This is a genomic window from Leeuwenhoekiella blandensis MED217, from assembly GCF_000152985.1.
In the GTDB taxonomy this organism is placed as follows: domain Bacteria; phylum Bacteroidota; class Bacteroidia; order Flavobacteriales; family Flavobacteriaceae; genus Leeuwenhoekiella; species Leeuwenhoekiella blandensis.
In genome coordinates this window covers 1,618,599-1,632,323 of record NZ_CH672395.1, presented here as the reverse complement: position 1 = coordinate 1,632,323, position 13,725 = coordinate 1,618,599, and the positions used below count along the sequence as shown (strand labels likewise).

At 40.6% G+C, this 13,725-nt stretch carries 8 protein-coding genes; all 8 read right to left on the bottom strand.

Annotated elements, in window-relative coordinates; all coding sequences use genetic code 11:
• Window position 1: 1 nt before the first annotated feature.
• Window positions 2–541: a response regulator gene (locus MED217_RS07050; protein WP_009779803.1), complete on the bottom strand. Its 540-nt coding sequence runs from the start codon at window positions 539–541 to the stop codon at window positions 2–4.
• A gap of 1 nt (window position 542) precedes the next feature.
• On the bottom strand, window positions 543–953 hold the full coding sequence (locus tag MED217_RS07045) for a response regulator (protein WP_009779802.1): 411 nt from the start codon (window positions 951–953) through the stop codon (window positions 543–545).
• A 10-nt stretch (window positions 954–963) separates the two neighbouring features.
• On the bottom strand, window positions 964–3,177 hold the full coding sequence (locus MED217_RS07040; RefSeq protein WP_009779801.1) for an ATP-binding protein: 2,214 nt from the start codon (window positions 3,175–3,177) through the stop codon (window positions 964–966).
• 3 nt (window positions 3,178–3,180) lie between these two features.
• A complete protein-coding gene (locus MED217_RS07035; RefSeq protein ID WP_009779800.1) occupies window positions 3,181–6,807 on the bottom strand; it encodes a chemotaxis protein CheB in 3,627 nt (1,208 codons plus the stop codon).
• A 266-nt stretch (window positions 6,808–7,073) separates the two neighbouring features.
• The gene (locus MED217_RS07030; RefSeq protein ID WP_009779799.1) at window positions 7,074–8,150 is read right to left on the bottom strand and encodes a 3-oxoacyl-ACP synthase III family protein; all 1,077 of its coding nucleotides are present in this window, start codon (window positions 8,148–8,150) and stop codon (window positions 7,074–7,076) included.
• 373 nt (window positions 8,151–8,523) lie between these two features.
• Window positions 8,524–10,236: an efflux RND transporter periplasmic adaptor subunit gene (locus tag MED217_RS07025; RefSeq protein ID WP_009779798.1), complete on the bottom strand. Its 1,713-nt coding sequence runs from the start codon at window positions 10,234–10,236 to the stop codon at window positions 8,524–8,526.
• A gap of 18 nt (window positions 10,237–10,254) precedes the next feature.
• Window positions 10,255–10,959 carry a PepSY domain-containing protein gene (locus MED217_RS07020; RefSeq protein ID WP_009779797.1) on the bottom strand — a complete coding sequence of 235 codons (705 nt, stop codon included), beginning with the start codon at window positions 10,957–10,959 and terminating at the stop codon, window positions 10,255–10,257.
• 6 nt (window positions 10,960–10,965) lie between these two features.
• A complete protein-coding gene (locus MED217_RS07015) occupies window positions 10,966–13,698 on the bottom strand; it encodes a heavy metal translocating P-type ATPase (protein WP_009779796.1) in 2,733 nt (910 codons plus the stop codon).
• Between the last annotated feature and the right edge of the window lie 27 nt (window positions 13,699–13,725).

Here is a 13,725-nt window from a genome sequence, read left to right as displayed (position 1 = left end):
CTTATTTAAGGCGTTTAAGGTCTTCTTGAATTTTGAGCATTCCCTCGCGATGTGACATATTTTCTCTGGAAAAATTCTCTAGAAATACTTCAATGTCTCGTACCAGTTTTTTACTCTCTACGATTTTCTTACGCACCGGATGCATCATCGGACCATTTTTTGAAATCGCATTCAAATACGGCTCCAAACGCTGATGTAATTTGCTTATGTTTTTCTTCAGCATATAACCCGAAGCACCATTCAAAATAGTGTCTGCCGCGAGTTCCTCGTCGTTGATCGTTCCTGTAATAAACAAAAAGGTTACTGAAGGTGTCAAGCGTTGCGCTACCTCCAAAATCTCGAGCCCTGAACTTGTAGGTAAATTATAATCTGAAATGATCAAATCTGGCGGATTCTTAATAAGATTCAACCTGAAGTCTGTAACATTATTACATACGGTCACCTCGGCATTTTCGGCAACTTTAGAGATCTCCCGCCTGATCAGGGTAACATCGGCCGGGTTATCTTCAACCATTAATATTTTTAATTCTTCTTTGATCATCTTATTTGTTATAAACAATCCAATAATTAATTAAAGCAGGTAATGCTTTGGACAATTCGGGGTACGTTCGGGGTTTCTCCATAAAACTGTTAGCCCCTAATTCGTAGGCTTTTTCTATCTCATCTTTTCTATCAGAAGAACTCATCATCACAACCGGTATAGCTTGAAATTCTTCTTTTTTTCTAAATCTTTTTAATATCTCTAGTCCGTTTAATTTTGGGACTTTTATATCTAACAAAATCAATTTGGGAAGGTGACTCCTAAAGGTTTCAGACTCTACATAAGCCATCGCCTCCTGGCCGTCTGTGATATGTTTAATGGCAAATTCAGGAATACTTTTTTTAAAGATCCTGTTCATCAAGACAATATCGGTGTTATTATCTTCTATTGATAAAATGTAATCACTGTTCACAGCTCTCGATTTAAGATTCCAAATTAAACAAAAAAGTGCTTCCTACTCCTACTTCACTTTTTACTTTAATGCTCCCGTTATGCTTCTTCACAATACGCTTGGCAATAGTTAATCCAATTCCCGAACCTTCATAGGCATCACTCACGAGACGATTGAATAATTTGAAAATGCGTTTTTCGTGTATTTGGTCAAAACCAATCCCATTATCTTTTACAAAATAATAGCCTTTACCGTCTTCTTGCGTATACCCGATTTCGACCGATGGATTTTCAGCATCTTGGGTATATTTCAAAGCGTTAGTAAGCAAGTTTTGAACGACCTGCGCAACCATTTTTTGATCTCCATAGGCCTTAGGCATTTCTTCCTGAACCTTGATCTTGATCGCCGGATACTCTTGTTTAACCGCGAGCAGTTTAAGCACATCAGCTACGACCTTGTTCATAGAAAATGAATCTTTATGCATCGCAGCCTGAGAAACCATCGAAAATGCCAGAATATCATCTATGAGTCGGTTCATTTGCGTAGCAGAATCGATAATAGTTTCTATGGAAGACTGACCGAACTCATCGAGATGGTCAAAATAATCTTCCTTGATGATCTGCGCAAAACCATCAACTCCGCGCAACGGCGCTCGCAAATCGTGCGCAACACTATAACTGAAGGTTTCCAGATCTTCATAGGCTACTTTAAGCAGGTTATGAAGCTCTTTTATTTCATCATACTTCTCGAGAATGATCTCTGATATATCTTGCTTTAGCGCTTCGGCAGCGGTAATCTCATATTCTTGCCAGGGCGCCGATTTACCTTCTTGCTGTACAGACCAAGCTTCAAAAGATTTTCTAGGCGTAAGTCGCTCATCTTTATCTACCAAAACCTTTTTATCAGGATTTCCTGCCCAGGTTACCGTTTTTACCTTTTCCGGCTTAAACCAAAGCAAAGCATCCTTTTTGGTATTTGATAAGAACAAACATAAAACTCCGGAAGCTTTTTCCTGCAAAGCGGTCATTTCTGGTAGTTCTTCAACCAGTTGCGTGGTCACAAAATCATCTGTAGCACGCTCTTGTAATGCTGCGATAAGCGCCTTGATCTCTTTCTTTTTTGGGGTTACTCCTACACGTTTAAGTTTCCCGTCAATGAACACTGCAGCTCCGGCTGCTTCTGTAAGCGAAAGCATCGTTGCTTCACCTTGCGTCAATCCCTTGTGTATATCCCAGTCTTTGGTAATTTTCTCAATAAGCTTGCTGCGTAAGTTAGCAGCTTTGTTGATCTTTTTAAGCCAAGTATTCGACTCCATCAACACCAACTGACTTGAAAAAACTTGTGTAATGAATTTGCAGGATTGGCGCTGGTAATAGTTTACAAACTTGGGACTGTAGTGATGACAGGCGATCAAACCCCACAACGTTCCTTTAGAAATAATCGCAGCCGTAAGCGAAGCCCCAACCTTCATATTTTCTAAATATTCAATATGAATTGGTGAAGAAGCTCTGGTTTCACTTATTGATAAATCGATAGGATTGTCTTGCTCTTTCCCTCCAAAGGCCTGTATCGCCACCGGTTCGCTTTTCACATCGGCAATGATGCGCACGCCTTGTCTTAAAAATAATTTGCGCGCCTGCTGCGGAATGTCAGATGCGGGATACCTCAATCCTAACCATTCTTCCAGATTAGACGCTCGTGCTTCTGAAACCACGATCCCATCCCAGTTTTCATCAAAACGATAGATCATCACCCGATCATAACCAAAAAACTCTTTGATCAAGGTTGCGGTTACATCACACATCTCTTGCTCATCAGTAGCAGCATTAAGCTGAGCTACAATTTCTGAAAGTTGATTTTGGTAATTATATGGATCTCCGGAATCTTGCAGTGGCTCAAACTCTAAAACCAAATTCCCCTCATTAATATGAGAAAGCAAAACATATACCTCATCCTTCAGTTTTAGCTGAATGGATATAGATTTTTTTCCTGAAGTGGTTTTTAAAACATCTTGAGTGATCGTCTCAGAAAGCAAGTCGCTCAACGAACTTCCGAGTATATCTTCAGCAGATTTATCAAAAAGTGCTGAGATATTATCACTGCAATAGGTAATGGTATGATTTGAAGCATCACAGGCTACTAAAAAACCGTGATGTTGTATTTTACCAAGAATATGTATAGGTTCTTTATCGCAATTTGTAAGAGATACTTCTTTTGGATATAAGGACTTAGGGCCTTGCGTCATGAATTAGCGTTTAATTTTAAAATAGAACGTACTCCCTTGACCAAACTCAGAGTCTACCCAAATTTTCCCTTCGTGTAGTTTCACGATCTTTTTACAATGCGCCAGTCCAACTCCGGTACCTTCATATTTCTCTTCGGTAGGAACGCGACCAAAAATCTTGAAGATCGCCTCTAGATCATCTTCTTTGATCCCGATCCCGTTGTCTGCAATTGCAAATGTTTGATACTCTTCATCAGCAAATGTTGAAATTCGAATACTAGGATTGGTATCTTTCTTTCGATATTTTAAAGCATTACTGATCAAATTCTGAAACAACAAACGCAATTCGGTCTCATAGGCCATCAATTGTGGCATTTTGCTTACCGTAACAGTTGCATTAGCCTCACGAATGCTTCGGTTTAAATCATATTTTACCACCTCGAGCAACTCTCCTACATCAACTTTGGTTTTCTTAAGGTCTTCACCTATTCGACTATGTTCTAACAGCGCTTTGATCTGCTCTGCCATTCTACCGGAGGCTTCGTGGATATACCCTAGATATTCCTTTCCTTTTTCGCTCAACTCACTGCTGAATTTCTTCGAAAGAAAATCACTGCTGAAACGTATGGTTGATAGCGGCTCCTGTAAATCGTGTGAACAAATAGAAACGAACTGCTCCAGATCTGTATTGATACGCTCCAAATCGTCTTTTTGACGTTGCAACTCCTGTTGCGCATTTTTAAGATCGGTGATCTCCATAAGCGTGCAGCGCCATTGGGTGGTATCTTTCGCAGAAGTTGTGGTCATCAACTCTGCATTAAACAATACATCTACTTTATCTCCATCAACACATTCCAACATCAATTCTTCATTGGCGATACTACCCGATTTTTCGAGTTCGTCTAACAAAGCAATTGCTTTAACCTTCGTACGCTTCGGATAAAACTCAAAGATAGATTTACCAATAATTTCATTTTTCTCTTTGAAGCCCAAAGTCTCTACGAAAAGCTTATTGCACTCAGAGATCAGACCAGTATGCGAATTGATCGTAACGTGCATCACCGGATCATCTTCATAAAAGGCTTTAAATTTCTCTTCACTTCTACGTAGGCGCTCTTGCGATTGCTCTACTTTATGAATATCAATAAATGTGATCACCACACCATCTATCGTATCTTGTGAAGTATGAAAGGGCGAGATGCGCTGCAAGAAATAGCGCCCTGATTTACTTTTAATGCGTTTTTCAAAAACCTGCCCGGTTTCCATCACAGTTCTTGAATTGTCTACAATTGTTTTGCGTTTACGAATACCAAAATTGGCTACGAAGTTCTCGATCGATCTGCCAATATCTTGCTTTACCAGATGAAAATGCTCTCGAATCGCAGGCGTGAATTTCCTAATGATCAAATTACGGTCTAAGAATACCGTCCCTATACGAGTGCTGTCAAGCAAGTTATCCATATCTGCATTGAGCATTGCAAGATCTTCCATCTTTTCGATATGCTCTGCATTTACGGTATGCAACTCCTCATTTACACTTTGCAACTCTTCATTGGTACTTTGCAACTCTTCGTTTGAGGCAAGTAATTCTTCATTAGAAGCCTGTAATTCTTCATTACTGGTTTCTGCCTCTTCAAGGGCATTGCTCAGTTCGTACTGCGTTTCTTTAAGCTCTTCTTCAAGATCTTTAATACGTTCCTGAGAGGATTTATGTATATCTGCACGCTCTACAATAAGCGCTCTGTTGTTTTCTTTATTTTGCTCAATGAGCGTTACAATAAAATGGTAATCCCCTTCGGTAGTACCATTTTTAATGGGTTTAATCAAAACATCAAGTCGCGACTGCAACTCTTCTGCATCGTTAAAAACCTCAACATCTTTATACAGAATTTGACTGCGTTTGCGTCTGGCTTTATTAACGGTATTTTTAATGGGGCCTACCAACTCTTTAGGAAGCATTTCCATAAGATTTGTGGTGAAGCCTTCCTCTGGCAACTGGGCATATTTTTTAAAAGCGCCCATAGCTTCCAAAATCTGGAAGTTCTCATCAATATACACACTTGCAGCCCCATACTGCTGAATGATCGCCTTACTGATCTCTTCTTTCAGGCGTTGCGTGTTGCTGTAATTTTGCACGTTTCCGTTTTTCATTCCGTTTTCGTGACGTTTAAACGTTTGACGTTCTGCCGTAGAATTCAATATTTCGGTTTTTAAACGCTCAGAACTTTCTATATTTCGGTAAATATTCCATTTGCGATTGACCTCTTCAAAATTATCTTTATGCACTCCTAAAGATTCACTAGAGCCCAAGGTTAAGATCCCGTCTTGCTTCAGCGCATAATGAAGTAAATGAATTACCTTAGATTGTACATCGTTTTGAAGATAGATCAATAGATTACGACACATCACCATATCCATATTTTTGAACGGTGGATCGTTAGTAATGTCGTGGTTTGAAAAAATGATGCACTTGCGCAAATTATCTTTAACGATAAAATTCTCTGACTGCTTTCTAAAATATTTACGCAAACGTTCAGAAGACAGGTCACTCAAAACATTTTCAGAATAGGTACCTCTTCCCGCAATATCCAAGTGGTCTTGTGAAATATCTGTTGCAAAGATCTTAAGTGAAATGTCTTTTTTCTGCTTTTCTATTTCATCTAAAAATAAAATCCCCAGCGAATAAGGCTCTTCACCTGTGCTGCAACCTACATCCCAAATTTTAATGATATCTCCATCATCTTTTGAAGCGATAATTTCTGAAATGACCTCACTTTGCAAAAGTTCCCAAACTTTAAAGTCCCTAAAAAATTTGGTCACCCCAATTAAAAACTCCTTATAAAGAATTTGAACCTCCTCTTTGTGTGCTTTTAAATACTCATAATATCCTTCAAGCGAGTCTAATTTTAAAACACGCACTCTCCTTCCGATGCGTCTTAACAACGTTGGACGCTTGTATAAACTAAAATCAAGCGCCGTATTTGTTTTTAAAACCGTTAAAATGTCTTTTAACAATTGCTCATCATACTGATATAATTCGGCATCAAAACCTATACTGCTCTGCGCTTCAAAATAATTAGACAATTCATCGCTTATACGCTCTACAGGAACAATATAGTCTGCCAGTCCCGTTTTTATGGCATTACGCGGCATCCCGTCAAACTTCGCCTGATCGGGCTGCTGTACCATAACCACGCCTCCTTTTTCTTTTATTGCACGAATACCTCTCGATCCATCGCTACCCGTACCGCTTAGAATGATACCTGCGCAATGTTCTTTACCGTGATTAGCAAGGGACTCAAAAAACAAATCTATGGGGAGGTTAAGCGTTTTATCCTTAGGCTTCTCAAGAAGTTTAAACTTACCGTCTTCGATCACCAGATTGTTTGTAGGTGGAATGAGGTAAATACAATTTGCTTTGATCTCTCCTCCATTTTCAATTACCTCGATAGGGATTTTGGTGTTTTTCCTAAGAAGCTCAGCCATAAGGCTTTTATGATCAGGAGAAAGATGTTGAACTACGATATAACTATACAAAGACGCCGTAGGAACATTATCAAAAAAATCGTTAAGAGCTTGGAGACCACCGGCACTTGCTCCGATTCCTACAATGACATGAGTGGCTTTGTTAGTCTTTGAGTTTGTAGTCACACAGTTTAATTAAGGGTTAGAAAAAAAATCAGTAAAGGTATTATTATTAAAAATAATACAACTCAACCGACAATCTCAAAAATAAGATTTTTAACCTTATTATCACAATCAACTGTTAAGGTTTAAGATTTTATTAAGACAATTATTATTGAAAATTATAGAACATGTCTTTGCATTCTAAATAAAAAACCTTAAAAAGCTCTAAAAGAGTTTTTAAGGTTTTATTATTCTTACTATTGAAGTAAAGCAATCCCAGCTAAAAGTGTTTAGAACTGGTAAACCGCAGCATTAATATTCATCCCTGCTCCTACCGAAGCAAAAATTACCAGATCACCTTCTTCAATTTTATGGTCTGCTACCTTATTCTTCAAAATTAGGTCTAACAAGGTAGGAACTGTAGCTACCGATGAATTTCCTAGCCACGAAATGATCATAGGCATAACATCATCAGGTGCTTCTTCATAACCATACAACTTGTACAAGCGGTCTACGATGGCGTCATCCATCTTACCATTAGCCTGATGAATCAAAATCTTTTTTACATCGCTTATGTCAACTCCCGCTTTATCAATGCAAGCCTTAATAGAAAGCGGTACTGTTTCTAGCGCATATTGGTATAGCCTGCGCCCATTCATTTTGAGATAAAGATCTTTTTTATTCTCTTCAGTGATGTTATACGAGCAGCCCATCGTGAGCATTTCTGCATAGCGATAGGTGTCTGAACGCGTTTTATGAGCTAGAATTCCGGTTCTGGTATCCTGTTCCCTGCTTTCTAAAATTGTCGCACCGGCCCCATCTGCATAAATCATACTATCACGGTCGTGTATATCAATAACCCGAGAAAGCGTTTCTGTACCAATTACGAGGATCTTTTTGGCATCTCCAGATTTGATATAATAATCAGCCTGAATCATCCCTTGCAACCATCCCGGACATCCGAAGGGTACGTCGTAGGCGACACACTCCGGATTCTTAATTTTCAGTTTGTGTTTTACACGCGCGGCAAGTGCAGGTACCATATCACTTCGGTTTGAACCATGCTTTACATCTCCAAAGTTGTGCGCGACAATAATATAGTCTAAAGTCTCAGCATCTAATTGGGCATCTGCGATAGCTTCTTTAGCCGCAAAATAAGCGATATCTGAAGCTACCAAATCATCAGCGACATAACGACGCTCTTCGATCGTGGTAATTTCTTGAAACTTGTCAACCACATATTGGTTGTCTTTGGAGATGGGTTTACCATTTGATTCATAAAACTCAAAGTCTAAGAAATCGCTGTTGCTCACCTTTTTCTTAGGTAAATAAATTCCTGTTCCTGTAATTACACTGTATGTTGTCATAGTTTGCGTTGCAGTTGGGGTTTGCTGTATATTTTTGATTCTCTAAATCGTTCTTTCTATCCTAATGCGGGTAAAATACAATCTTATTTCGTAATTCAAAGCATTTTATATTTTGTTATTACAAAAGTCAATGCATCTTCATTCGTTTTAAACCACTAAAAATCAAAATACTAAAGCTTGTTTCAACCGTACTTAAGCAGGCTAAAGCTCTTACACTGATGTTCTTAGTAAACTACCTCAGGGCAAGCCTGTCTGCCGACAAAGGCAGGCCCATGAGGCATTTCTTGGAAAAGAATTTTCAATTTCGAGGCAAGCCTGTCTGCCGACAAAGGCAGGCCTCGGAGCATTAAACCCTTTGGCGGTGCCAATAAATTTACAAACCTAAAGTATCTATCACACTTCCACAGGTGAGCATCGCATCTCCGTAATAAGGATTACGTATTTCTGAAGAAGAACTCAACCAGACCGCACCCTTACTGTTATTTGCCATTGGGCAACGTTGCAAATACAGATCAGGTGCAATTCCTGAAATATTATTCACCAAAACAGCCATATTTTCATTCAAAATAACAAAAGCTGCACGCTGTTCTTCTAAAGTATCTGATGCCGAAATCGCCTCAAGCTTTCGTTGAATCATCTCAAAATGTGATTTTACCATTCCTTCTAATGCTTCAGTTGGTATAGCCTGAAGCTTATCTTTTAAGTCTGCTGCTGCACTACTAATTTGTTCAACTTCTGAGGCCACAAAAGCATCTTTCAAAACCATATATACTTCTAATGCATCTTTAAGTTGGTTTTGAAAATCTGTAGACAACTGCATTTTCATAGCAACCGTTGCTTCATCAGATGTAGTTTCTGAAGTCGCATTCATCATTGATTTTTTTCCGCTCAATTGTGCAGCTGCATCTACGGTAAAGGTTCCGTTGGTGACGATTTCTTCTCCGTTGTTTAATCCGGAAACAATGCTATAACTATCACCTATTTTCTCGCCCAAGGTGACCTCTCGCATTTCAAAAACAGATGTATTTGCATTAGGCTTTACATAGACCAGCGAGCGCTCGCCCGTCCACATCACCGCAGAAGCAGGAACCATTAAGCCTGAATTCTCCTTAGACACACCCGTTACTTTTGCTTCTACAAACATTCCGGGTTTTAATAGGTCTTCAGCATTATTCAAAGTTGCACGCACGGTTACCGTACGCGTTTGGGTATTTAAAACGGGATCTATAAATGAGATTTCCGCATCAAATATTTTGTTGGGATACGCATTGCTGCTAATGCGTATGCTTTGTCCCTTTTTAAGCTGATTGATCTGGCTTTCATAAGCATCAAATTCGGCCCAAACAGTGCTCAGGTCGGCTACTTTAAAAATGGGGTTTCCATCCATCACGTGCGCACCTTCATTAACCGAAATTTCACTTACCACTCCAGAAAAGCTTGCATAAATAGGAAATCGTGTTACCGTTTTTCCAGTCTCTTCAATTTGGTCTAAAAGTGCATCAGAGATCATCCAGTTTTTAAACTTATTACGCACCGCTGCATACAATTTTGGCTGAGAACCTTTCAGCTTTGCTGCGGTAAACAATTCTTGCTGAGCCGCTACCAATTCTGGCGAATAAATAGTCGCAACTTCTTGCCCTTTGCGCACTTCTTGCCCTACGGAAGAAACCATCAAACGTTCTACCCGACCGTCAAAGTGTGCCGGTTGTGTAGCAGTCTCGTCTTCGTTCACGGCTATTTTACCCGACAACGTAAGCGCCTCTGAAGCGGCATTACTATTCCCAACCACTGTAGTTTGAATATTGGCCAGCGCCAGGGCATTTTCAGTCATTTTAAACTGGTTTACGGTAAGTCCGTCGCTACTACTTTCTGCAGGAATTAGATCCATCCCGCAAATAGGGCAATCACCGGGTTCTTCACGCATAATTTGTGGATGCATTGAGCAGGTCCACATTTGAGAGGCATTCTCATGATTATGGGATTCTTCAGCCGTATCCTGTTGTTCTTCCGCAGCATTGAATAAGACATATCCCAATCCCAGACCTACGATCGCAGCCAATACTATGTATACAATTGATTTATTCATCATCAAAAAAGTTTAAATCTATTTTCGCTTTTTCTTCAGCTTTCTTAAAGTTGGCGAACTAATATACCAAAGCACAAATCCGCTCAAAACGGTTATCAATCCCAAAACTGAAAATGCGCGCAAAAGCCAATTATTAATATCATCACGACTTTCATAATCCATGGTGTGCGTCATCCAGAGAAAGTCAAACCAACGCCAGTCGCGATGTCGCACGGTTTGAAACGTCCCATCATTTGTAGAAATGTAAGCTTTAATCGCATCGTCGCCTTTATAACTCACCACATACGCCGGCAATAAGCGCTCGCGATACTCGTGATGTTTTCCTGCGGAAGTTATACGAGTTACACCTGCAACTTCCAGATGATCTGCCATATGTTTTGAAGCAATACTTAGGGCTTCTTCCTCGGTAATTTCTTCCTTTTGCTCTCCGGTCTGGGCGTTGTACAAAAGATTATCATTCACCCAATAATACGGTGTCTCATTGATCTCTCGAAGTGCAACCGAACGGATCGTTAAGGTTGAATCTAACGCAGTTGGACTTACCAAATTCTCAAAGGCTACCGGTGCTGCCGGTTTGCGTAAATGATCCCCGTGAATTTCATCGATATCTGTCCAACTGAAATACAAGCCACTCACCGTCCACAGGATGAATTGAATCCCGATAAAGAGCCCCAAATACCGATGGGCTTTTCTAAGCTGTTTACGTACTCTAATTTTTCCCATCAATACTTATTCTAAAGATTTTGCGCGCAGTCGTAACGCATTTGCAATTACTGAAACCGAACTAAAACTCATCGCCAATGCAGCAATCATTGGCGATAGTAAAATCCCAAAAAACGGATATAATACTCCCGCCGCCACCGGTACACCAATGGAATTGTAGACCAGTGCAAAAAATAAATTTTGCTTGATATTACGCATCACGGCATCGCTTAGATTTTTGGCTTTTACAATACCGTGCAAATCGCCTTTTACCAGCGTGATCGCGGCACTTTCTATAGCGACATCAGTTCCCGTACCCATTGCGATCCCTACATTGCTTTGCGCCAAGGCCGGCGCATCATTGATGCCATCACCAACCATTGCCACGTGTTTTCCTTCTTGTTGCAACCGAGCAACTTCTGCTTGTTTATCCTGCGGAAGCATTCCTGCTTTAAAATCGGTTAGATCAAGTTCGTTAGCCACGGCGCGGGCAGTATCTTCATTATCGCCGGTGAGCATGATTACAGCAATTCCTTTTTCTTTTAAGCTTTGAATCGCTTTTTTACTCGTGGCTTTGATCTTGTCAGAAATCACCACATACCCCCGAACCTCTCTATCAACAGCTAAAAAGGAAACCGTTTTTCCCTTTTGTTGTTCGTCTAAAGCTTCTTTTTCCAAAACCTCATCCAATTTTGCTGAAGCTTCTTCCATCATTTTTTTATTGCCTAAAGCAACTTTTTTACCTTCAAGGCTTCCGGTTACTCCTTTTCCGGTAACTGCATTAAAATCTTCAGCTTTAGAAATAGTGACGTTTTTTTCTTCAGCATAACGCAGGGTCGCTTCAGCCAAAGGATGTTCACTCAACGCATTGAGCGCAGCGATATAGTTTAAAACTTCAGTTTCTGAACTATGGTGTACGGCACCAATTTTTTCAACTGAAGGTTTTCCCTCGGTTAGCGTACCGGTTTTGTCCACGATGAGTGTATCTATCGCATTCATTTTCTCGAGGGCTTCGGCATTTTTGATCAGTACTCCGTTTTGCGCTCCTTTACCTACACCTACCATTACAGACATAGGCGTTGCCAGTCCTAAAGCACAAGGGCACGCGATGATCAAGACCGCAATCGCATTGATCAAGGCATAAACATAAACCGGTTGCGGACCAAAAATCGCCCATAGAATAAACGAGATGATCGAAACTCCAACCACAATAGGGACAAAATATCCTGAAATTCTATCTGCTAATTTTTGGATGGGTGCCTGACTGCGACTGGCTTTATTGACCATCTCAATAATTTGAGAAAGCAAGGTTTCTCCCCCTATTTTTTCAGCTTCCATCAAAAAAGATTGGTTACCATTGATGGTCCCGCTACTCACGCTGTCGCCTTCGTTTTTAGAAACCGGAATCGGCTCACCGGTGATCATCGATTCGTCTATAGAAGTTTCGCCTTGGGTTATTTTACCGTCTACCGGAATTTTAGCCCCTGGCTTCACCCTTAAAATCGCTCCTTTTTCTATGGAATCTATAGCGACCTCGTGTTCTTCTCCATCAATCACCTGAATGGCTTTATTAGGTGCTAGTTTCAACAATTCTTTTACCGCCGAATTGGTTTTACTGTGCGCACGAGCTTCTAAAACTTGCCCCATTAATACCAAAGTGAGAATTACCGTTGCCGCTTCAAAATACACGTGCACCGTGCCTGATTCTGTTTTGAATTGCTCCGGAAAGAAATCGGGTACCAGCAAACCAAAAACACTAAAAGTCCACGCGACCCCGGCACCTATGCCTATAAGTGTAAACATATTGAGATTCCAGGTTTTTACAGAGCGCCACGCGCGTTCAAAGAACATCCAGGTCGCATAAAAAACGACAGGAAGCGATAACCCAAACTGTACCCAGTTCCAATACTTTAGCGGCATAAGATCATACAACGGATTGTTACTGAGCATCTCGCTCATCGCGATCAAAAACACCGGAAGCGTAAAGCCTAAGGCAATCCAAAACTTGCGCAACAACTTATTATAGCTTTTCTCTTCTGCTGAAAGGTCGGGTTCTTTAGGCATCAGATCCATCCCGCAAATAGGGCAACTTCCCGGTTCTTCTTTAACGATCTCAGGATGCATTGGGCAGGTATATTGCTCTGCAGAAGTGGCTGAAAGCGATTGCTCCTCGACCAAGTCCATCCCGCAAACCGGACAATCGCCGGGCTTATCATAGGTTTTATCGCCCTCACAGTGCATCGGGCAATAAAAAGTACCGGTACCTTGGGTGTTGGCTTTTTGCTTTTGCTTGTTGTCGTTTGGTTGATTACCGTGTGCTCCCGATTTGTGTATCGTATAAGACCCACCATCATCTGCAAGTGCCTTTTTAAACCTTGCTAGCGGAATATGCTTTTTCATCGTAATGCTAGCTTCAGCATTTTCCAGATCGACGCTCACCGATTGAACACCTTCAACATTCGCTAAAGTCTGCTCCACGTGATTTCGGCAGCCATTACAACTCATCCCGTGAATGTGATAGGTATGTTGCATAGCTTCATCTTCTGAAGCCGGCATATGAATACTATACCCACCTCCATCTTCCGCAAGTGCTTTTTGAAAAGTTTCTAAAGGAATATGCTCGTGCATCTCAATAGTCGCTTCAGCATTTTCCAGATCAACGCTCACTGATTGAACACCATCCACCTTTGCCAAGGTCTGCTCGACGTGGCTTCGGCAGCCATTACAACTCATTCCGTGTATATGATAGGTATGTTTCATTTTACTATTTGTTTGTAAATAAGGTCG